18 protein-coding genes and 5 tRNA genes are annotated in these 21,064 nt (G+C 49.5%); 10 read left to right on the top strand and 13 right to left on the bottom strand.

Features of this window, described 5'->3' with window-relative positions; translation table 11 throughout:
- Positions 1-445: 445 nt before the first annotated feature.
- The 7 genes from CRO03_RS10930 to CRO03_RS10900 all read right to left on the bottom strand — a co-directional run bounded on the left by CRO03_RS10930 (position 446) and on the right by CRO03_RS10900 (position 6,245).
- Complete coding sequence (locus CRO03_RS10930; protein ID WP_097111653.1) at positions 446-1,015, bottom strand: nucleoside deaminase; 570 nt, start codon at positions 1,013-1,015, stop codon at positions 446-448.
- Between the two features lie 4 nt (positions 1,016-1,019).
- Positions 1,020-1,490: a xanthine phosphoribosyltransferase gene (gene gpt, locus CRO03_RS10925; protein ID WP_097111652.1), complete on the bottom strand. Its 471-nt coding sequence runs from the start codon at positions 1,488-1,490 to the stop codon at positions 1,020-1,022.
- A 42-nt stretch (positions 1,491-1,532) separates the two neighbouring features.
- A complete protein-coding gene (deoD, locus tag CRO03_RS10920) occupies positions 1,533-2,234 on the bottom strand; it encodes a purine-nucleoside phosphorylase (protein ID WP_097111651.1) in 702 nt (233 codons plus the stop codon).
- Between the two features lie 9 nt (positions 2,235-2,243).
- Entirely contained in the window at positions 2,244-3,452 is a 1,209-nt protein-coding gene (locus CRO03_RS10915; RefSeq protein ID WP_097111650.1) for a phosphopentomutase, read from the bottom strand.
- A 236-nt stretch (positions 3,453-3,688) separates the two neighbouring features.
- Positions 3,689-5,851, bottom strand: coding sequence for a prolyl oligopeptidase family serine peptidase (locus tag CRO03_RS10910; RefSeq protein ID WP_097111649.1), 2,163 nt, complete (start codon positions 5,849-5,851; stop codon positions 3,689-3,691).
- A gap of 179 nt (positions 5,852-6,030) precedes the next feature.
- Positions 6,031-6,106: transfer RNA gene (locus CRO03_RS10905), tRNA-Phe, on the bottom strand.
- Positions 6,107-6,169: 63 nt separating this feature from the next.
- Positions 6,170-6,245: transfer RNA gene (locus CRO03_RS10900), tRNA-Phe, on the bottom strand.
- Positions 6,246-6,445: 200 nt separating this feature from the next.
- Here CRO03_RS10900 and CRO03_RS10895 point away from each other — a divergent pair.
- Positions 6,446-9,220: a hybrid sensor histidine kinase/response regulator gene (locus CRO03_RS10895; RefSeq protein WP_245861608.1), complete on the top strand. Its 2,775-nt coding sequence runs from the start codon at positions 6,446-6,448 to the stop codon at positions 9,218-9,220.
- Between the two features lie 102 nt (positions 9,221-9,322).
- On the opposite strand, the gene kdsA is transcribed toward CRO03_RS10895, so the two are convergent.
- From kdsA to hemA, 6 genes are all read right to left on the bottom strand, one after another.
- Entirely contained in the window at positions 9,323-10,171 is an 849-nt protein-coding gene (kdsA, locus tag CRO03_RS10890) for a 3-deoxy-8-phosphooctulonate synthase (protein WP_097111647.1), read from the bottom strand.
- Between the two features lie 23 nt (positions 10,172-10,194).
- The gene (locus CRO03_RS10885; protein ID WP_097111646.1) at positions 10,195-10,572 is read right to left on the bottom strand and encodes a SirB2 family protein; all 378 of its coding nucleotides are present in this window, start codon (positions 10,570-10,572) and stop codon (positions 10,195-10,197) included.
- Positions 10,573-10,622: 50 nt separating this feature from the next.
- Positions 10,623-12,179, bottom strand: a complete 1,557-nt coding sequence (locus CRO03_RS10880) for a DUF3369 domain-containing protein (protein ID WP_097111645.1) — start codon at positions 12,177-12,179, stop codon at positions 10,623-10,625.
- Between the two features lie 108 nt (positions 12,180-12,287).
- Positions 12,288-13,118 (bottom strand): peptide chain release factor N(5)-glutamine methyltransferase, encoded by an 831-nt coding sequence (gene prmC, locus CRO03_RS10875; RefSeq protein ID WP_097111644.1) that lies wholly within the window; start codon positions 13,116-13,118, stop codon positions 12,288-12,290.
- A 1-nt stretch (position 13,119) separates the two neighbouring features.
- Positions 13,120-14,211, bottom strand: coding sequence for a peptide chain release factor 1 (prfA, locus tag CRO03_RS10870; protein WP_097111643.1), 1,092 nt, complete (start codon positions 14,209-14,211; stop codon positions 13,120-13,122).
- A gap of 18 nt (positions 14,212-14,229) precedes the next feature.
- A complete protein-coding gene (gene hemA, locus CRO03_RS10865; protein ID WP_097111642.1) occupies positions 14,230-15,477 on the bottom strand; it encodes a glutamyl-tRNA reductase in 1,248 nt (415 codons plus the stop codon).
- 80 nt (positions 15,478-15,557) lie between these two features.
- Here hemA and lolB point away from each other — a divergent pair, with 80 nt between their 5' ends.
- From lolB to CRO03_RS10820, 9 genes are all read left to right on the top strand, one after another.
- On the top strand, positions 15,558-16,163 hold the full coding sequence (gene lolB, locus CRO03_RS10860) for a lipoprotein insertase outer membrane protein LolB (protein ID WP_097111641.1): 606 nt from the start codon (positions 15,558-15,560) through the stop codon (positions 16,161-16,163).
- Entirely contained in the window at positions 16,160-17,011 is an 852-nt protein-coding gene (ispE, locus tag CRO03_RS10855; RefSeq protein ID WP_097111640.1) for a 4-(cytidine 5'-diphospho)-2-C-methyl-D-erythritol kinase, read from the top strand. The genes lolB and ispE overlap by 4 nt, the downstream gene beginning before the upstream one ends.
- A 70-nt stretch (positions 17,012-17,081) precedes the next feature.
- Entirely contained in the window at positions 17,082-18,017 is a 936-nt protein-coding gene (locus CRO03_RS10850) for a ribose-phosphate pyrophosphokinase (protein WP_245861606.1), read from the top strand.
- Between the two features lie 151 nt (positions 18,018-18,168).
- Positions 18,169-18,786: a 50S ribosomal protein L25/general stress protein Ctc gene (locus CRO03_RS10845; RefSeq protein ID WP_097111678.1), complete on the top strand. Its 618-nt coding sequence runs from the start codon at positions 18,169-18,171 to the stop codon at positions 18,784-18,786.
- The gene (gene pth, locus CRO03_RS10840; RefSeq protein ID WP_097111638.1) at positions 18,786-19,388 is read left to right on the top strand and encodes an aminoacyl-tRNA hydrolase; all 603 of its coding nucleotides are present in this window, start codon (positions 18,786-18,788) and stop codon (positions 19,386-19,388) included. Before CRO03_RS10845 ends, pth begins: the two co-directional genes overlap by 1 nt.
- Before the next feature lie 37 nt (positions 19,389-19,425).
- A complete protein-coding gene (gene ychF, locus CRO03_RS10835) occupies positions 19,426-20,517 on the top strand; it encodes a redox-regulated ATPase YchF (protein ID WP_097111637.1) in 1,092 nt (363 codons plus the stop codon).
- Between the two features lie 230 nt (positions 20,518-20,747).
- Positions 20,748-20,824: transfer RNA gene (locus CRO03_RS10830), tRNA-Met, on the top strand.
- A gap of 20 nt (positions 20,825-20,844) precedes the next feature.
- A tRNA-Leu gene (locus CRO03_RS10825) sits at positions 20,845-20,929 on the top strand.
- 25 nt (positions 20,930-20,954) lie between these two features.
- Positions 20,955-21,029 (top strand) — tRNA-Gln (locus CRO03_RS10820).
- The last annotated feature ends 35 nt before the right edge of the window (positions 21,030-21,064 follow it).

Raw genomic sequence — 21,064 nt, 5'->3', positions numbered from 1 at the left:
AGGTTATTGGTTTACAAGGAATAAAAGAGACGCGCACTTAACCGTGCGCGCGGGTTTGGTTACGCTGTTGACTCCGAGAGGCTAATGGGTGACCCCATTGATTCCTGACCCCATTGATTCGACCCCATTGATTCTTGATGACACTACAGCGGTTTTAGCTTATTTACAATAACTTGGGTACAGATGGACTGATGGATAAAAAGGTTTACCGATAGCGCATCGCCTCAACCAATAGAGGATAGAACCTCTTTTGAGCGAACCGGGGAGTGTCTGAGCCCCTGCCGCCAGGCAACGGGCGAGTTGCCCCGGCGAGTGAGGAAGAGCGTTGTATCCGGCGTGCAAGGAGAGGACTTACCGGATTCGTGAAGTGCTGTTGCTTGAGATTAGAAATACAAGCGGCGCGCTTTTAGGTATCAGCGCTAACAGTTATGACTATTCTTTGTAACTAACCGTTATAAATCTCACCGCCGCCAGTGGCATAGTGCTGCAGTACTGCATTAGCCTCATCGCGCTGCACCAAACGCACTACTTCTATGCCGGCATCGGCCAGGTACTGGTAACTGCTGGAGTCAACCGGGCCTTCATCAAAGCCGATAGCACGGGCATCGTCGGCGGTAGCGGCGCATACCAGCCGTTTTACCCCGCTCCACAGCGTGCCACCTAAACACATAGCGCACGGCTCACAGGACGTAAACAGCTCGCGCTTAACGCCATCGGCATTAAGGCTAAAGCTTTGTAACTGCTGCCCGGCCAGCATAATGGCAACCATTTCGCCATGCGCCGCCGAGTTGTGCATTGGCATAACCCGGTTAACCCCTACGCTTAACAGCTTGCCGCTGTCACAAGCAAAAATAGCGCTACCAAAAGGACCGCCGGTGCCACGCAGCACGTTTTGCTTGGATAGCTCTACTGCTAAGGCCATTTTTTCGTCGTCATCAGCATAGGTTTTCTGCCAGTCGACAACCTCGTTTATCCAGTCCGGCAAGCTAATAGTAAGTTGTTGTGCGGCTGCCATAGAGTTAATGCTCCGCCAACGGTTTGCTGTAGGCCAGTTCCATGTCCCATGGCAGTTGGATCCAGGTATCCTGTTCGATGTCAGTAACATAATGATCCACTAACGGCTTACCCTGGGGCTTAGCATACACAGTGACAAAGCAGGCCTTTGGGAAATGCTCGCGCAGGGCGCGGGCGGTTTCCCCGGTATCGACTAAATCGTCAACAATCAATAGCTTGGCGTTATCCTGCAGGCTGGCATCTTTTAAAATGCGTAAGCTGCCTTGTTTGTCGTGGTCATAGCTGGCGACACAAATACTGTCAACTACCCGGATATTCAGCTCGCGGGCCAGAATAGCGGCCGGTACCAGACCGCCACGGCTAACCGCCACTATGGCACTGAAATCCCGGCCTAACAGCTGCTGCGCCAGTTCTTTAGTGGCACGATGAAACGCTTCCCAGGACACATAAAACATTTTGTTGGTGGTAAGAGACATAATTTTTCCGGCCACTTTTAAAGTAAATGATTAAACAGATGATTAAATTAATGACAAAGCAATTTCAACCATTTCATTAAAACTGGTCTGGCGTAAATCCGCATCCAGCGCCTCACCGGTGCGGATATGGTCACTGACCGTTAAAATGGCCAGGGCATTAATGCCATACTCAGCCGCAACGCCATATAAACCAGCGGCTTCCATCTCTACCGCTAACACACCGTATTTTTCCAGGGTATTAAACAGCGTTTCACTTGGGTTGTAGAATAAGTCAGAGGTAAAAACGTTACCTACTTTAACGTTGATTTGCTTGGCGCGGGCGGCATGTACTGCTTTTTCTAACAGCTCATAGTTTGCGATTGCCGCAAAATCCATCCCGTCCAGACGATTGCGGTTAACATTTGAATCGGTGCTGGCGCCCATGGCGATGACCACATCACGCACCTTCACCTCCAGCGGTAATGCGCCGCAGGAACCAATCCGGATAATATTTTTCACGCCATAGAACTTGGCTAATTCAGTGGCATACAGTGACATGGACGGCACGCCCATGCCCGAGCCTAACACGCTTACCGGCTTACCCTGATAAGTCCCGGTATAGCCGAACATATTGCGCACGGTATTAACACAAACCGCATCAGTTAAAAAAGTTTCAGCAATATGCTTGGCCCGCAGCGGGTCACCTGGCATTAAAACGGTTTCTGCAAAAGCATCATCAGCGGCGTTAATATGAGGAGTAGCCATAATTCTCTCTTAATGTAATTTAGTCATAAAAGAATCGCCGTGCGCCATAGCGTCCAGCTTAAAATAATCAGCCAGGGTCTGGCCTATATCGGCAAAGCTCATCCGCTCGCCTAAATCCGTACTGGCCAGCCCCGGCTGATAAGCCAGTACTGGAATATACTCGCGGGTATGCTCGGTACCGGGCCAGGTTGGGTCACAACCGTGGTCTGCTGTCATCAGCAGCAAGGTATCGTCGCCGCAGGCCTCAAGCAGCTCAGGCAAGCGGCTGTCAAAGTATTCCAGGGCTTCGCCATAGCCAATGGCATCGCGGCGGTGGCCATAATTCTGGTCAAAGTCAACCAGATTAGTGAATACCAGGCTGCGCTCAGGCTGTTTTGCCATCTGAGCTAAGGTGGTATCAACTAGTGCGGCCAGGCCTGTGGCTTTAATATTTTCACTGATCCCCTGATGGGCATAGATATCAGCAATTTTACCAATACTGATTACCGTGCCACCCGCTTCAGTTAACTTGTCCAGTAAGGTTGGCGCCGGCGGTAATACCGAATAATCACGACGATTACCGGTGCGGGCGAAATTGTCCGGGCTGTCTCCGAGAAATGGCCGGGCGATGACCCGGCCGATGTTGTAATCATCCAGCAGCTCGCGGGCTACCCGGCAAAAGCTCAGCAGTTTTTCCAGACCAAAATGCTCTTCATGCGCGGCCACCTGAAACACGCTGTCGGCTGAGGTATAGCAGATGGGTTTGCCGGTTTTAATATGTTCATCACCCAGTTTACGCAGAATATCGGTGCCAGAGGCGTGGCAATTACCTAAAATACCGCTAACACCGGTGCGCTGACACAGCTCTGCTATCAGCTCTGGCGGGAAACTGTCGGTTTTCTGCTCAAAATAGCCCCAATCAAACAACACGGGTACCCCGGCTATTTCCCAGTGACCACTGGGCGTATCCTTGCCGCTGCTCAGCTCACGGGCAAAGCCATAAGCTCCAACCGGCTCAGCGCTGTCAGCAACAGCAGGCGCGCTGCCTGCAGCAGCCGTGGCGGCTTTTACCAGACCCAGCCGAGCCAGATTAGGCAACGCCAGCTGGCGGCCTTTTTGTTTAACGAATTCACGGGCAATACTGCCAAAGGTATTGGCGCCGACATCACCAAACTTTTCTGCATCAGGCGCACTACCAATACCAAAACTGTCCAGAACCAGGATCACTGCTTTTGCCATAATGTGGGCTCCCACTGCAAAAATGCATCAGCCAGATCTGAGCCGCACCGGTTTTACCAGCATTGCTCTAACCAGGAAAAATAAAAAGGGCACGCACTTTAATACGCTACCCGGCGTTTTACAAGTTTAACTATTACTTTGGGGTCTTCGCCGGCTTTTAGCAAGGTTTCGCACTGGCAAACTGCCGATAAAAAAACGGCGCAGTAAGCGCCGTTTTGTCAGTCAGCTAACCAATGCTATTGCGGTAGTTGCTGATAGCCCATGTTGTACAGAGTAAAGCTGAAAATATCCGCCGCCTGATCAATAACCATTGATACCGGCATACCAGCACCATGGCCAGCGTTAACGTCTATCCGGATCAACTGCGGATTAACCTGAGTTGCTTTATCTTGCAGCTCAGCAGCAAATTTAAAGGAATGCGCCGGCACCACCCGATCGTCATGATCAGCGGTGGTTACCATGGTCGCCGGGTAAGTTACGCCCTGTTTCACGTTGTGCACCGGTGAATAGCCTTTTAAATACTGAAACATGGCGGCAGACTGTTCGGCCGTGCCATAGTCATAAGCCCAACCGGCACCAGCGGTGAAAGTATGGTAGCGCAGCATGTCCAGTACGCCTACCGCAGGCAGCGCCACTTTAAACAACTCAGGGCGCTGAGTCATAGCCGCCCCTACCAGCAAACCGCCGTTAGAGCCACCACGAATTGCCAGCTTGTCGGTAGAAGTATATTGTTGCTGCTGCAAGTATTCAGCGGCGGCAATAAAGTCGTCAAACACATTTTGTTTCAGTTGCTGTACGCCGGCATTGTGCCAGGCTTTACCATATTCACCGCCACCGCGCAGATTGGCCACAGCGTAAACGCCGCCCATTTCCATCCATACCGCATTCGCTACGCTGAATGACGGGGTCAGGCTGACATTAAAACCACCATAGCCATATAAAATGGTTGGGTTGCTGCCGTCTTTTTTCAGGCCTTTTTTATAGCTGATAATCATTGGCACCTTAGTGCCATCTTTTGAGGTATAAAACACCTGCTCAGAGGTGTAGTTATCCGGGTTAAAATCAATTTTCGGGCTGTTATACAAGTCCGACTTACCACTTTGCGGCTCAAACGCATAAATGCTGGATGGCGTGGTGTAATTAGCAAACGAATAATACAGTGTTGCAGCGTCTTTCTTACCACTGAAACCACCCGCACTGCCAATTCCCGGTAAGTTGATGTCTCGTACCAGCTTGCCGCTGTAATCGTATTGTTTAACCTGGGCAATAGCATCTACCATGTAGTTGGCAAACAGGTAGCCCGCGCCTTTACTGATCCGCAGGACATTCTCAGTTTCCGGGATCAGCTCCTGCCAGTTTTCAGGCGTTGGCTTAGCTGCAGTCGTGACCACAACTTTGCGGTTAGGGGCATTCAGGTTGGTTACCAGATACAGCTTGTCGCCATTGTTATCCAGTAAATCAGTATCTGAATCGGTGTGATCCAGAATAGTAACGAACTCACTGTCTTTCTTGGTTAAATCTTTTAAGAACAGCTTGTTACCCGAGGTGGATACCGCCGCTGAAACCAGCAGGTATTTATCGTCCTCTGTGACAGAAGCGCCGACATAACGATGCTTCTGCTCGCTAGTGCCACCAAACACCACGTTATCGTCGCTTTGTGCTGTACCCAGTTTATGGTAGTAGAGCTTATGCTGGTCAGTCATTGCCGATAATTCACTGCCCTCTGGCTTGTCGTAACTGGAGTAAAAGAACCCGTCGTTACCTACCCAGGAAATACCACTGAATTTCACATCAATTAACGTTGGCTCGAGCTGCTCTTTCGTTTCGGCATCAATCACAATGATTTTACGCCAGTCACTGCCGCCTTCCGAGATGGCATAGGCTGCCAGGCTGCCATCGCGAGAAAACTCAATATCTGCCAGGGAGGTAGTGCCATCTTCGCTGAAAGTATTCGGGTCCAGAAATACTTCAGCTTCGCCGCCCTCTTTTTGCCGGTACAACACAAACTGATTCTGCAAACCATCATTCTTATAAAAGTACTGGTAGTCACCTTCTTTAAACGGTGCGCCAATCCGCTCAAAATTCCAGGACTTTTCTAACTTAGCCCGCACTTCATCACGAAACGAAATTTGCTCAAGATAAGAGAATGTGACCTCGTTCTGGGCTTTTACCCAGGCTTCAGTTTCGCTGCTGCGATCATCTTCCAGCCAGCGATACGGGTCGGCAACATCGGTACCGAAATAGTTATCGACGGTCTCACCCTTGCGACTGACAGGGTAGTTAAGTTTCTGTTGTTGCTCTGTGCTCACACTGACATCCTGGCTGGTTGTTACGTCTTGTTTAGCGCCGCCACATGCGCTTAGCATGGCCGCCGCTAACAAGGTAATAGCATATTTCATGGAAACTCCGATGTTGATGTTTTTGAAATTGTTATTAGATTTATTTTTTGAAAACGGGCTTGAGCTTAGCAAACTTAAAGCTGGCTGCCTATTTCAACTGACTGAAATTTATGTAGACTCAAAGCGAAATAGCAGTGCCATAAAACAAAAACCCCGGCCTAGGCCAGGGTTTGTTGTTATGGTGCCCAGAGGCGGAATCGAACCACCGACACGCGGATTTTCAATCCGCTGCTCTACCGACTGAGCTATCTGGGCAAAAACGTTGTGCTGGTATAATTATGCTGCGCTTTGCAGTAACTGAACAAGACACCAAAAAGATGGTGCCCAGAGGCGGAATCGAACCACCGACACGCGGATTTTCAATCCGCTGCTCTACCGACTGAGCTATCTGGGCAATGCGGGTCGTATTAAACGGATTTTGCCAAGCTAAGTCAACAGATTTTTTCTAAAAGCCGCCTGAGCGAACAGGGATTAACCAAAGGGCGCTGTTTTGTTCGCCATCTGTTAAAATTAACACTGCGCCAGCTATCGAAAACTTGTTACACTATATTTAGTTAACCGACACGCCGTACAATGCATTTAAATGGACAGCTGATGGAAAAAACCTCTTACACTAAACCAATGTTTCGCCGCCTGGCATTAATGGCCGTGCTTATTCTGCTATTGCAAGCAGCATTGTTCACGTTGTTTACTCTGCCAGAACAAAACCGGGATGAAAACCAATTAGCCCGTTTAACTGCCGAAACCACGATTCTTGCCAGTGCATTAAGTGCTCCACTTCGCAATGATAATACCCAGGCCGCCGAGCAGTTACTGCTGCAAGCGCGCAATGCTGACAGCAACCGTGCTGTTTATTTGTACCGTCAGAGCAACCAACAACTGGAGCTGATTGCCAATACGGTTAATCTGGCTAATTTTGTACCGCAGCCGGAACTGGCCGATCGTGAAGTACGCCAGGGCAATTATCTGATTGTCAGCAGAATCGTCAGCAACGATATTAAAACGCTGCTGGTTAATGTGCAATATATTCAGCCAACCAGTCAGTTACCTATGCTGCTGGCTTTCATTTGCAGCGCCATTGCCGGCATATTACTCAGTTTAAGCTTTGCTTACGCTATTTCAGTTTATTTCAACCGCAAACTGACGCCCCTGGTAAGTAACACTAAAACAGCGCTGGATAAAAACCAGTTCGACGGCAGCGTTGAGAGTCATGCCCACGATGGTTTCGGGGTGTTAGGTAGCTACATTAACCAATTGTTCCGGCGAATTGAGCAAGGACAGCAGGCACTTCGAAGCTCAGAAACCGATATTGCCCAGCTAAAGCAGGAAGTGGATACCCGGATCAAAGAGCGCACCGATGCCCTGGAAACGGCCAAATTAACTGCCGAACGGGCTAATGAAGCTAAATCGACCTTCTTAGCTACCATGAGCCATGAAATCCGCACGCCGATGAACGGCATTATCGGCACTATCGATTTACTCAGGAAAACCCAGTTATCCACCTCCCAGTTCCGGATGACGGATACTATCCGCGAGTCTTCTTTTTCACTGCTGCGCATTCTGGATGATATTCTGGATTTCTCGAAAATTGAGGCCGGCAAACTGGAGCTGGAAAATATTCCGGTGTCGCTGGTCGATATTATTGAAGCGGTTGGCCGCATTCTGGTCTCTGTGGCCTATCAACGCCAAATCGATTTAAAATTGTACATAGACCCGAGAATTCCTGACGGTTTATTTGGTGATCCGGTGCGTCTACGGCAAATACTTTACAATCTGGCAGGCAACGCGATTAAGTTTACCGAGACCACACCACAAAAAACCGGTGTAGTGGTTATTAGGGCTGACTTGCTGGAAGAGAACATGGAGTTCAGCCAAATTCAGTTTACCATTGTCGACAATGGCCGGGGCATGACCCAGCGACAGATAAACTACGTGTTTCATCCATTTAATCAGGCAGAAGGTTCAATCACCCGTAAATTTGGTGGTACCGGCCTTGGTTTATCAATTTGTCAGCGTCTGACCTCACTGATGTACGGTGATATTGACGTCCAGAGCGAAGTAGGTAAAGGCACTGAGTTTAAAGTGCGGATCCCGATGCGCCGCTCCGATGAAATTGAGTATGTCGGTTCTGAACTGTTGCGTGATGTGCATATTTGCTTATTTACCCAGGACAGCGACAACCAGGAACATTTAACCAGCTATTTTCGCCATACCCACGCTGAGCTTGACGTTATAAACAGTATCGAGGCCCTTTATCAACGGGCATCCCAGCAAAAACCATTGCCTCCTAAGCAGGCCGCGGTCTGGGTGCTTGACGCCACCTATGAGCAAATTTCCGCCGAGCACATTAAGAAATTACAGTTAGTGCCAGAGCTGGAGCGGGTGCAGTTTATCGTTATTACCAATCAGGTGGAGTTGTCAGAGCACAGCAATGAGCGGACCTACTACCTGCACAGTTCACCTATCTGTCGCAGCCATTTATACGACGCTATTTTAGTTGCAGCCAGGCGCAAAGAAAAACCTACGCCACAACAAACCTCCAATTTGAATTTGAGTAAGGGTGCACCTGATATTGAAACCGCGCGGCGCAACCGCCAGCTAATTCTGTTGGCTGAAGACAATATGATGAACCAAAGGGTCATAGTTGATCAGCTGAATGCGCTGGGCTACGCGGTCGAAGTTGCTGACGATGGCGCTATAGCACTCGATATGTGGCGGCGTTATCACTATCCGCTGGTGCTTACCGACTTACATATGCCTAATATGAGTGGCTATGATTTAGCCATCGCTATTCGTAAAGAAAGCCTGCACCGCCAGGATGACAGTAACTTCAGCCGGATAGTCGCCGTTACCGCCAATGCGTTAAAAGGTGAAGAGCAAAAATGTATCAGTATTGGTATGGATGGTTATATTACCAAGCCACTGGAGCTGGTTACCCTGGAAACGATGCTTAAACGTTGGTTGCCCGCTACTGAGCAAAAAACAGCTGCCGACAATGGCAAGACTAATGGCAAAAACGCTGAACCGGCGCAACAGCCGTCGCCAATTTGTTTTACCACTATTGCTAATTTCCTGGGTAACGATCCGGTTAAGCACGAGGAATACCTGAATTACTTTGTCAAGCACGGCAAGGAACTGCTGACCGAGCTGACAACACAGGCTCAGGCCCAGAATCGCAGTGGCGTAAGAGCGGTAGCGCATCAGTTTAAATCGGTCGCTAAAAGTGTCGGCGCGTTAAGCTTATCGGCTGAAGCACTGAAACTGGAACAGGCTGCGGAAAACAGTGACTGGTCAGTCATTAATGAATATGTACGGGTGATGCAGGATAAATATCAGGATGTGGTAAATTACGTGCGCCAGCGTTATTGATCCTCAGCCAGATCATGTAGAAGATTGTGCAGCATGCTGCTAATGCTTCAAGATTAAAAAAACCGGTAATTGTTACCGGTTTTTTAATGACCCGCTAATAAACTAGCTGGCAGAGGTGTCAAGTGGCGCAAAGCTCTTAACCAGCTGATCAAGCTGTTGCATCTGACTCAGGTAGCCCTCCAGTTTCGTTAATGGTAACGCGCAGGGCCCGTCACACTTTGCCTGATCAGGATCAGGGTGCGCCTCAATAAATAACCCGGCTAAACCCAGCGCCATACCCGAGCGGGCTAACTGTGCAGCCTGGGCCCGCCTGCCGTCAGCAGAGTCTGTGCGGCCACCTGGTTTTTGTAAGGCATGCGTCGCATCAAAAATAACCGGCGCATACTGCTTCATTTCGTCCATACCCAGCATATCAACGACCAGGTTGTTGTAGCCAAAACTGCTACCGCGCTCACACAAAATAATCTGGTCGTTACCCGCTTCACTAAACTTGGTAATAATATGGCGCATCTCGTGCGGAGCGAGAAATTGCGGTTTCTTGACATTAATGACAGCGCCGGTTTTAGCCATCGCTACCACCAAGTCAGTCTGCCTGGCCAAAAAAGCCGGCAGTTGAATGACATCCACCACTTCTGCCACGGGGGCGGCTTGCCAGGGTTCATGCACGTCGGTAATCAACGGTACATTAAAGGTACTTTTAATCTCAGCAAAGATCTTTAACCCCTCATCCAGTCCGGGTCCGCGGTAAGAATGAACTGATGAGCGATTAGCTTTGTCAAAAGAGGCTTTAAACACAAAAGGTATGCCCAATTTAGCGCATACCGTGACGTAGTGCTCGGCAATACGCATTGCCATATCCCGTGACTCCAGCACATTCATACCACCAAACAACACGAATTGTTGTTGGTTATTGACTGTAAGGTTACCGACCCTGACGGTTTTATGTTCCATAGTATTCCAGCAATCTCGTTTTATTAAAGCGGTAAAAATACCGGTTGTTTACTTAGGGCAACCCTAACCATTAACCCGAGCCAGCCCAATGAGCCCAGAAAGCATAGCCAGCGAATTGCAATGGTACGGCCGCGCAATGCCATCACTGCCAGCGCGATATAAGCCAACAAAGCGATAAACTTCTCGGTAAGCCAGCTATTTACAAAAGGATACTGATTAATGGTCAGCATTAAGGCAATCGCCGATAAAATTAGCAAAGTATCCACCAGATGAGGGCCTACTTTCAGTAATTTTGTCTGCAATAACGGCGAGCCTTTGAGCATCATACCAAACCGAATAAATAGCAAAATAACACTTAATACCACCATCAGCAGGTGCAGGTGTTTAAACGCCATATACATACAACAGGGTCCTTAATTTATTCAATGCAGTATCATCAATACGCTGGGTACTAATCCTGATCATCGGGATATTTTTGTAAAATCGCCTCAAGCCTTTCAACCCGCTGCTGAAACAATTCGACCAATTTGGGTTCAAACTGCCTGCCTGATTCGGCCACAATATTTGCCACCACTTCTTCCAGGCTCCAGGCTTGCTTGTAACAACGACGATGACGCAACGCATCATACACATCGGCTAAGGCAGCAATCCGGCCAAAAATATGGATTTCCTCACCTTTTTTACCGGCAGGGTAGCCCGTCCCGTCCCATTTCTCATGATGGTCCTGAGCAATGATGGCACCGGCCTGAATAATAACACGTTTTGAGTCTTTCAAAATGTCGTAACCAATTTGGGCATGGGTTTTCATTACCTCCCATTCACCGCCGTTAAGCTTCGCTGGTTTATTTAAAATACCATCCGGGATCCCCACTTTGCCAACATCATGCAGTGGTGAAGCATACATTAATCGCTCTGCCTCTTCCTCACTCAAACCATAGGCTTTGGCCAGGTCATAACAAATAAAGGCCACCCGCCGCACATGATTACCGGTTTCAACAGAACGGTGCTCTACCGCTTCACTGAGCCGGTAAACAATTTCCCGTTGAGTATCTTCAATTTCATGCTGTAACTGCACATTTTCGTAGGCTATTTGTACATTCTGAGCGAACAATTCAATCAGTTTCTTCTGGTTATCGCTGATTTGCCCGGGTAAGCCGGAAATATACAACAGCGAACCATGGGTAAATTTACTGCAGCAATAAGCCACCAGATAGTTATCGCGATAAACAATACTGCGGCTGTCCAGGGCACATTCAAACGCCGCCAGCAAATCAGTATTCAGTACTTCCTGCACCGGCTTGCCCTCTTTCTTGGCAAACTGGCCCTGTCCGGCAAATACCACTAAATCATGGGGGTCGGCGTCAGACCGCACATTTCCTGCAACCATTGAAGAGCTGGCCAGCAACGCATTTTCATGGCTACCCAGAATAGAGGTCAGTTGCTGCAGCACCCCGTCGATAAACTGCTCCATAGAATGAGAGGAGAATAAATCGATAGAAGCATTAATGATTTTCTCCAGCCCCTTTCGGCTTTGCTCCAGCGATAAAATATCCCGGTATGAGCGCAGGCTGGACATAATAACGGTAAATAACTTTTGCGCAGTCAATTCAGTTTTTGATTTGTAATCGTTGATATCGTAGTTAACTATCACCTGGCGTTCCGGGGCCTGCCCCGGCTGGCCGGTTCGCAGAATAATTCGCACGTGATCATTTTTCAGCTCTTCCCGCACATGCCGGGCAACCAGTAAACCGGCATCATCTGTTTCCATAACCACATCAAGCAGAATGATAGCGGTATCAGGGTTAGCAGCTATTAGCTCCCTGGCCTGGGCCCCGGAATAAGCACTGATAAACTCCAGGCTTTTATTATTGAAGCTGAAATCACTCAGTGCCAGCTTGGTGACAGTATGGACTTCCGGTTCATCATCGACAATTAACACTTTCCAGTGCCCGTGGTTAACCACTTCGGTCGGTTCAGACTCGTCAGCAAACAGAAAAGTGTCATTCATAAGGCGGGCTCCGAAAATCAGATAGCTATCACTAGAAACTAGCAGAAGAAACTACAAATAGTTATATGCGCTAATGGCTTGCCGGTCAAAACTTTGTTGTTAAAACCTTCAACTACTCAGAATACCGCCACTGATCCGCCAGTTGCCACCGTAATCTTTGCGTGACTGCACCTGACTAAAGCCAGCAGCAGTTAGTAACTGTTGCACCGCATCAGCCTGGTTATAACCGTGCTCCAGCCACAACCACCCTTGCCGGGTCAAATAAGCGGGTGCCTGCTGACAAATCGCCGCTAAATCAGCCAGGCCCTGCTCTGCGGCAACCAACGCACTGACAGGCTCATGCTGCAGTGCTGCCAGATGCGGGTCATCAGGTTCGATATAAGGGGGGTTACTGACAATCAGCTCAAATTGCTGGCCTGCAACTGCTTCAAACCAGTCACTCTGCACCACAGTACAATTATTTGCTGCCAGACGCCTGGCATTGCGCCGGGCCAGTTCAACTGCTGCGGTAATCTTCTCGGCTGCCGTTACCTGCCATGAAGGCTTATTACAGGCCAGCGCCAGAGCAATAGCACCGGAGCCGGTGCCCAGGTCCAGTACTCTGGCCGTTGCCGGCAAGGGTAATGCAAGCGCCTGCTCTACCAATAATTCGGTATCGGGCCTTGGGATCAAGGTGCAGGGCGCAACCTCAAGTTCAATATTCCAGAACGGCCAGCTGCCAATAATATAGGCGATGGGTTCGTCCTGCACCGCCCTGCTGAGCAGCTGGTTTAGTGTGTGCAGATCAGCATCGCTTAGCTTGACGTCACCATGGCTATACAAATAGCTGCTGCTGACGTTTAGCTGATGACATAGCAGTAACCTGGCGTCATCAGCCGCCAGTACCGATATATCGCTAAGTTGCCGGGTTGCCTGCTGCAGCCATTGCGCCAGGGTCATATCAGCGGTTTTCGTCAGCCAGTGCTGCCAGTAAGTCAGCCTGATGTTCCTGATTAAGCGGTTCCAGCACCAGTTCCAGATCGCCCTCCATCACTTCGTTTAAACGATAAATAGTCAAGTTAATCCGATGATCGGTTAGCCGCCCCTGCGGGAAGTTATAAGTACGGATCCGCTCCGAGCGATCACCACTGCCCACCAGCGAGCGCCGGGTAGACTCTTCGGTCAGCCGGCGTTTTTCATCTTCAGCAGCCTGAATGCGCGATTGTAATACACTCATCGCCCGCGCCCGGTTTTTATGCTGTGAGCGCTCATCCTGACATTCAACAACAATACCGGTAGGTAAGTGGGTTATCCGGATAGCTGAATCGGTACGGTTTACGTGCTGGCCACCCGCGCCCGAGGCCCGGTAGGTATCCACCTTTAAGTCAGCCGGGTTAATTTCAATCGCTTCGCTTTCCGGGATCTCCGGCATAATGGCTACGGTACAGGCCGAAGTATGTACCCGGCCCTGCGATTCCGTCGCCGGTACCCGCTGTACCCGGTGGCCACCGGACTCAAACTTTAAAATACCGTAAGCGCCGTCGCCCTGCACGCTGGCAATCACCTCTTTAAAACCACCATGTTCACCTTCACTGGCACTTATTACTTCCAGTTTCCAGCGCTGACGTTCGGCAAAACGACTGTACATCCGGAACACATCGCCGGCAAAAATGGCAGCTTCATCACCACCGGCTCCGGCTCTGATTTCTAAAAAGCAGTTATTGCTGTCGTTAGGATCTTTGGGCAGCAACAATAATTGCAGCTCTTTTTCCAGCTGTTCGATAGCTGCCCGGGCACTTTTATATTCTTCCTGGGCCATTTCGCGCATATCAGGGTCGCTGTCTTTCTGCATTTCTTCCGCAGCCGCTAAATCCTGCTGGGCCTGACGAAAGCGATTGAATGCTTTGCTGACATCTTCCAGCTGACTGTATTCTTTAGACAGCTCGCGAAAGCGCTTCTGATCGCCAATCACACCCGGGTCGCTTAACAACGCCTGTACTTCTTCATGCCGTTCCACCAGGCCTTCCAGCTTGCGGTATACCGATTCTTTCATGTTAGGTCTGTTACCTGTTTAAATATCTAATAAACTGTTGATCAGTGCCTGCGGCTCACTAGCCTCTTGTTGCAGTAACTGACGAATGGTTTTAGTGGGGCTATGCATCAGCCGGTTACTCAGTTTGTTGGCCAGTTCAGCCAGCACCTTCTCAGCATCCTGGCCTGCTGCCAGCTGATTCAGCGCCCGGCCCAGCAATTCAGTTTTAATTTGCTCACAACGCTGACGATAATCGCGCACCCAATCAACGTTGCCTTGTAGCTGCAGCCACTGCAGAAAATCTTCTGCCCCCAGCCGGATCATGTCGCCCGCCTGCTCCGCCGCTTGCTGACGTGAGCTGACATTTTGCGCCACTATACTTTGCAAGTCGTCTACCGTATATAAATAAGCGTCTTCCAGCTCAGCGACCTGTTGCTCAATATCTCGTGGCACCGCTAAATCGACCAGAAACATCGGTTTATGCCGGCGTTTCTTCAATGCCTGTTCTACCATGCCTTTGCCGACAATTGGCAGGGTACTGGCGGTAGAGCTGATCACAATATCTGCCTGCGGTAATTGCGCTGGCACCTGCGATAGGGTAATGACTTTGGCATTAAACTGCTCTGCCAACAGCACTGCCCGCTCATAGGTGCGGTTTGCGACGGTAAGCTCGCGTGCGCCCTGCTCGGCCAGATGACGGGCAACTAATTCAATGGTTTCACCGGCGCCAATCAATAACACCTGGACTTTTTCCAGCTTACCAAATATCTGTTTGGCTAAACTGACCGCAGCAAAAGCGACTGATACCGCATTGGCACCAATATCGGTGTTGGTGCGGACATCTTTGGCGACGGCAAAGGTTTTCTGAAATAGACGTTCAAATTGCGGATTGATAGTACCGGCCTGACGAGACTGATTATAAGCCTGCTTTACCTGGCCTAAGATCTGCGGTTCACCCAGCACCAGCGAATCGAGCCCGGCTGCCACCCGCATCAGGTGTTCCGTAGCCTGGCGATCATGATGCAGATACAGATGAGGTTGCAAGTCATTTACGTTTAACTGATGAAATTGTGCTAACCAGGCAATAACCTGTTCCGCCTGGCTGTTTGTACCGTTAAAATATAACTCAGTACGATTGCAGGTCGACAAAATAACGGCATCGGTTACCGCCGTGGCTGTAGCCAGTTCACGCAAGGCTTCATGCACCTGTTCCGGGGCAAATGCCACCTTTTCCCGTAAGCCAACCGGTGCTGTTTTATGATTAATGCCTAGTGCAAAGATGGCCATCACCTGTATCATCAAGTTTGTCAGGGGCGAATTGTACGAAAAACCCCATATTAAGAAAAGCGTAACTAAGGACTTTCAGCGTGTCTGTAACAATTAAGTGGTTAACTCTGGTCGCATTACTGTTACTAACCAGTGGTTGCAGCCTGCTTTCCCAGCCCACACCGGTAAAAGCTTTGGACAATAAAAGCCGGCTGAGCCGGATTAACGCTATTGAGCAATATACCGTGCAGGCTTCTGTTGGCATTAAAACCCCGGATGAATCAGTCAGTGGTAACCTGACCTGGCAACAGCATAACACTGAACACTATAAAGCGCGGCTGGCTAATTTCCTCGGGTTCAGTTTATTTGAGCTGACCAATAACGCTGATGGCAGTAGTATTCTGCTGCGCGGTGAGCATTATCAGGCTGTCGATACCAGCAGCTTATTGTGGCAACTTGCCGGCTGGTCTATGCCGCTGGCCGATATGCCGCTGTGGCTTAAAGGCATGCCAGGACAGGCGGCAACGGCCATCGAGTATGACGAACTTGGTCGGGTTAAGGCCTTTCAGCTGGTGGATAGCACCGGCATTGTCTGGCAACTGCGCTATCAGAGCTTTTTTGCAGATAAACTGGCCTTACCGCAAAAAATTAATTTAACCAGCGATGATACCAACATTAGTTTTCATATCCGGAGCTGGCAATTATGACCTTAAGTCTGCCTGCGGTGGCGAAGCTTAATTTATTTTTGCATATTACTGGTCGTCGGGATGATGGCTATCATAATTTACAAACGCTATTTCAGTTGCTGGATGTCGGTGATGAACTACAGTTCAGCCCACGTGCCGACAACCAGTTAAACCTGCAGTGTAATGACCTGAGCCTGCAGGGGCCGGACAACCTGATCATTAAAGCCGGCCGTTTGTTGCAGCAGCAAACCGGTTGTCAGCTTGGCTGCGATATTGTGCTGGATAAAAAACTGCCGATGGGTGGCGGCCTGGGTGGCGGCTCATCAGATGCAGCCACCACCTTGCTGGCGTTAAACGCCTTATGGCAACTTAAGCTTAGCCAGGAGCAACTGGCAGCACTGGCGCTGCAACTCGGCGCCGATGTGCCTCTGTTTGTCAGGGGCTTCAGCGCTTTTGCCGAAGGTGTAGGCGAAAAATTAGTACCGGTGCAATTACCGCAGAAAACCTATTTAGTGGTGACACCACCTTGCCATGTCAGTACTGCCGAAATTTTTCAGCATCCTGATTTAATCCGCAACAGCGCCCCCCTTAGTCTGGATACGTTGTTTAGCAGTCCATGGCGCAATGATTGTCAGCCACTGGTCGAACAGCTGCAGCCGATTGTTGCATTAACCTTACAGTGGTTGGTAGAATATGCGCCGTGTCGAATGACGGGTACTGGCGCCAGTGTGTTCGCCGAATTTCCGGACGCGGCCAGTGCTCAGCATGCCCTAACTCATCTGCCGGCAAGCTGTCGCGGATTTATTGCAAAGGGAGTCAACCAGTCGCCGGTAATGGCGGCGTTGGCAGATACGGAATTCAACGCCTGATGCCTGTAACAACGGCATTTAATGATTTAACCGGACTCACCACCGCCCTGAGGATCCTACTGTGCCCGACATGAAGGTTTTCGCTGGTAACGCCATACCAGATCTAGCTAACAAAATTGCCAGCCGTCTCTACATTAAACTGGGAGATGCCGACGTTGGCCGTTTCAGTGATGGCGAAGTTAGCGTACAAATCAATGAGAATGTTCGTGGTTCTGATGTTTTTATTATTCAGTCAACCTGCGCCCCAACCAATGACAATTTAATGGAGTTAATTGTCATGGTAGATGCATTACGGCGCGCTTCAGCCGGCCGGATCACTGCCGTTATCCCTTATTTTGGTTATGCCCGTCAGGATCGCCGGGTACGCTCAGCCCGGGTGCCTATCACCGCTAAAGTGGTTGCGGACTTCTTGTCCAGTGTTGGGGTAGATCGGGTTCTTACTGTTGATCTCCATGCTGAACAAATTCAGGGCTTCTTCGATGTGCCGGTTGATAACGTGTTTGCCAGCCCGGTATTGCTGGAAGACATGCGCAAAAAATCTCTGGTGTCTCCGGTTGTCGTATCGCCGGATATTGGTGGTGTTGTGCGGGCCCGCGCCGTGGCTAAATTACTGAACGACGCCGACTTAGCTATTATTGATAAACGCCGGCCAAAAGCCAACGTGTCGCAGGTTATGCATATTATTGGTGATGTCAAAGACCGTGACTGCATTATCGTTGACGATATGATAGATACCGGTGGTACCCTATGTAAGGCAGCTGAAGCATTAAAAGAGCAAGGCGCAAAACGGGTATTTGCGTATGCTACCCACGCGGTATTCTCGGGCAACGCGCCGGAAATTATCAGCAATTCGGTAATTGATGAGCTGATAATTACTGACACTATTCCACTGTCTGAAGCGATGAAAGCGGTTAGCAAAGTGCGCCAGCTTACCTTGAGTGAACTGATGGCAGAGTGTATCCGCCGGATCAGTAACGAAGAGTCTATTTCGTCAATGTTTGATTAATTCCGACAGTCGTTTGTATTGAGGCGCCTGTCGGCGCCTTTTTCATTTGCAGCTATCCGGTGCCGGTGGTAATATGTCGCGCCTTTTGAAGGGGCAATCAGGTTGGGGCTGGTCGCAAGCCGCAACAAAAATCACTTTATTGGAGTACATCATGTCTGATGCAATTTTCACGTTAACTGCAGAAGTCCGTACTGACCTGGGGAAAGGTGCGAGCCGCCGCCTGCGTCACGAAGACAAAGTTCCAGCCATCATTTATGGCGGACACAAAGATGCCTTATCTGTTACTTTAGAGCACTCTAAGCTGTTAAAAGCGCAAAGCTTTGAAGCATTCTACTCTCACATCCTGACCATCACAGTAGGTAAAGAGAAGATCCAGGCTATCGTTAAAGATATGCAACGTCACCCGTACAAGCCAAAAATCATGCACGTTGACTTCCAACGCGTTGAAGCTGGCCACGAACTGACCACTATCGTTCCGATCCACTTCTTAAACGAAGAAATGCCAATCAAAAAAGGCGGCGTAGTTATTCACGCTCTGAACGAGATTGAAATCAGCGTATTACCAAAAGACTTACCAGAGTTTATCGAAGTAGACCTGGCAGATGTTGAAGTAGGTACTACTCTGCACCTGACTGACATTAAAGCACCTAAAGGTGTTAGCTTTGTTCAGTTACACAAAGGTGAAGGCCATGACCTGCCAGTAGTATCTGTTAACAAGCCTGCTGGTAAAGCCGTTGATACAGAAGAAGAAACTGAAACTGCTGAGTAATGTCTGACACATTACCTGCCAATGTTCAGTTAATCGTGGGCCTGGGTAACCCGGGCCCCGAGTACCAGCATACCCGGCACAATGCCGGGGTCTGGTTTGTAGAAAAGCTGGCTCATGCCTTCAATGTCAGCCTGAAAAATGACAGTAAGTTCTTCGGTTATACCGGTAAATTCATTTGTGCCGGCCAGGAATATAAACTGCTTATCCCCTCTACTTATATGAATCTCAGTGGTAAAGCCGTACTGGCTATGGCCCAGTTTTATAAACTGGCACCGGAAAATATTCTGGTGGCGCATGATGAGCTGGCGCTGGAGCCCGGTATCGCCAAATTTAAACTGGGTGGTGGCCATGCTGGTCACAACGGTTTACGCGATATTATGGCGCGCTTTAGTAACAACCCGAATTTTTACCGGTTACGCCTGGGCATTGGCCATCCCGGCCATAAAGATCAGGTGACCGGTTTTGTGCTGGGCAAAGCCCCGGCCAGTGAACAAAAATTAATAGATGCCAGCATTGATGAGGCAGTAAGTTGCTTTGACATTCTGGCGCGCGACGGCTTAATTAAAGCCCAGCATCGCTTACACAGTTTTAAAGCCAGCTAGCCTCGCGGCCAGCAACACAGCCTGAAGGAAAATTATTATGGGTTTCAAATGTGGTATTGTCGGCCTGCCAAACGTCGGTAAGTCTACCTTGTTTAATGCGTTAACCAAGGCAGGCATTGAAGCGGCCAACTTCCCGTTTTGTACCATAGAGCCTAATACCGGCGTGGTACCGGTACCTGACTTACGGCTGGACAAACTGGCTGAAATTGTTAAACCGCAACGGGTCATTCCTACCACCATGGAATTCGTCGACATTGCCGGTCTGGTCAAAGGCGCCTCCAGAGGTGAAGGTCTTGGCAATAAATTTCTGGCCAATATTCGTGAAACAGACGCCATCGGCCATGTGGTGCGTTGCTTTGACGATGAAAACATTATTCACGTTGCTGGCAAAATAGACCCGGCCGATGATATCGATACCATTAATATGGAGTTGGTACTGTCTGACATGGACAGCGCTGAGCGCGCTATTTTCCGGGTAAGTAAAAAAGCTAAAGGTGGTGATAAAGACGCCAAAGCCGAAATACTGGTACTGGAGAAAGTAAAAGCGCATTTAGAACAAGGCAACACGTTGCGTCAGCTGGAGCTGGACAAGGACGAAAAAGCCTTAATTGCCTATATGAACTTTTTAACCATTAAACCGACCATGTACATTGCCAACGTGACCGACGATGGCTTTGAAAACAATCCTTACCTGGATATCGTGCAGGCTATAGCTGAGAAAGAAGGCGCCATCGTAGTGCCGGTTTGCGCGGCGATCGAATCTGAAATTGCTGAGCTGGAAGATGACGAGAAGGCCGAATTTATGGCAGATATGGGTCTGGAAGAGCCAGGTTTAAACCGGGTTATTCGCGGTGGTTATTCTCTGCTGAGCTTACATACCTACTTTACCGCCGGGGTGAAAGAAGTTCGGGCCTGGACTGTCGCCATTGGTGCCACGGCACCGCAGGCAGCCGGCGTTATTCACACCGACTTCGAGAAGGGCTTTATTCGTGCCGAAGTGGTGGGCTACGATGACTTTGTCAGCTTTAAAGGCGAAGCGGGTGCCAAAGAAGCCGGCAAATGGCGGCTGGAAGGCAAAGATTACATTGTTAAAGATGGCGATGTTATGCATTTCCGCTTTAACGTATAAAGCTGTTATTACGCTGAAAAAACCGCTGCCTGTGCAGCGGTTTTTTGTTTTAAGGCGCGGCTTGCTGCTAATTGCCGACTATTATTGGCATTGCCGCTGAAAATAAGGCAGCCGATTTGCGTATAAAAACAGCAAACACGCCCGCACAGCTCACTAAACGCAAAAAAACGGTTGACGCTAATATGTCAGATCAGCATAATACGCGCCACTTGCTTAGGACAAGTTAGCGTGGCTACATAGCTCAGCTGGTTAGAGCACAGCACTCATAATGCTGGGGTCGCAGGTTCGATTCCCGCTGTAGCCACCACTTAATTTTCCTATATGTATGCGGGAATGGCGGAATTGGTAGACGCACTGGATTTAGGTTCCAGCGCCGCGAGGCGTGAGAGTTCGAGTCTCTCTTTCCGCACCATAACAAGCAAGTAAGCAGTTTCTGCAGGGGCGTAGCCAAGCGGTAAGGCAGCGGGTTTTGATCCCGCCATGCCCAGGTTCGAATCCTGGCGCCCCTGCCATTAACTCAGGCAGTTGATTTTATCTCTCCTTGTGT

The sequence above is a fragment of the Arsukibacterium tuosuense genome, from assembly GCF_900215315.1.
Classification (GTDB): domain Bacteria; phylum Pseudomonadota; class Gammaproteobacteria; order Enterobacterales; family Alteromonadaceae; genus Alishewanella; species Alishewanella tuosuense.
This window is presented reverse-complemented; position numbering and strand designations above follow the sequence as displayed.

Coding starts and splice junctions, on each gene's coding strand:
- CRO03_RS10930 (WP_097111653.1), bottom strand. CDS start 1,015: ATGGCAGCCGCACAACAACTTACTATTAGCTTGCCGGACTGGATAAAC.
- gpt (WP_097111652.1), bottom strand. CDS start 1,490: ATGTCTCTTACCACCAACAAAATGTTTTATGTGTCCTGGGAAGCGTTT.
- deoD (WP_097111651.1), bottom strand. CDS start 2,234: ATGGCTACTCCTCATATTAACGCCGCTGATGATGCTTTTGCAGAAACC.
- CRO03_RS10915 (WP_097111650.1), bottom strand. CDS start 3,452: ATGGCAAAAGCAGTGATCCTGGTTCTGGACAGTTTTGGTATTGGTAGT.
- CRO03_RS10910 (WP_097111649.1), bottom strand. CDS start 5,851: ATGAAATATGCTATTACCTTGTTAGCGGCGGCCATGCTAAGCGCATGT.
- CRO03_RS10895 (WP_245861608.1), top strand. CDS start 6,446: ATGGAAAAAACCTCTTACACTAAACCAATGTTTCGCCGCCTGGCATTA.
- kdsA (WP_097111647.1), bottom strand. CDS start 10,171: ATGGAACATAAAACCGTCAGGGTCGGTAACCTTACAGTCAATAACCAA.
- CRO03_RS10885 (WP_097111646.1), bottom strand. CDS start 10,572: ATGTATATGGCGTTTAAACACCTGCACCTGCTGATGGTGGTATTAAGT.
- CRO03_RS10880 (WP_097111645.1), bottom strand. CDS start 12,179: ATGAATGACACTTTTCTGTTTGCTGACGAGTCTGAACCGACCGAAGTG.
- prmC (WP_097111644.1), bottom strand. CDS start 13,118: ATGACCCTGGCGCAATGGCTGCAGCAGGCAACCCGGCAACTTAGCGAT.
- prfA (WP_097111643.1), bottom strand. CDS start 14,211: ATGAAAGAATCGGTATACCGCAAGCTGGAAGGCCTGGTGGAACGGCAT.
- hemA (WP_097111642.1), bottom strand. CDS start 15,477: ATGGCCATCTTTGCACTAGGCATTAATCATAAAACAGCACCGGTTGGC.
- ispE (WP_097111640.1), top strand. CDS start 16,160: ATGACCTTAAGTCTGCCTGCGGTGGCGAAGCTTAATTTATTTTTGCAT.
- CRO03_RS10850 (WP_245861606.1), top strand. CDS start 17,082: ATGAAGGTTTTCGCTGGTAACGCCATACCAGATCTAGCTAACAAAATT.
- CRO03_RS10845 (WP_097111678.1), top strand. CDS start 18,169: ATGTCTGATGCAATTTTCACGTTAACTGCAGAAGTCCGTACTGACCTG.
- pth (WP_097111638.1), top strand. CDS start 18,786: ATGTCTGACACATTACCTGCCAATGTTCAGTTAATCGTGGGCCTGGGT.
- ychF (WP_097111637.1), top strand. CDS start 19,426: ATGGGTTTCAAATGTGGTATTGTCGGCCTGCCAAACGTCGGTAAGTCT.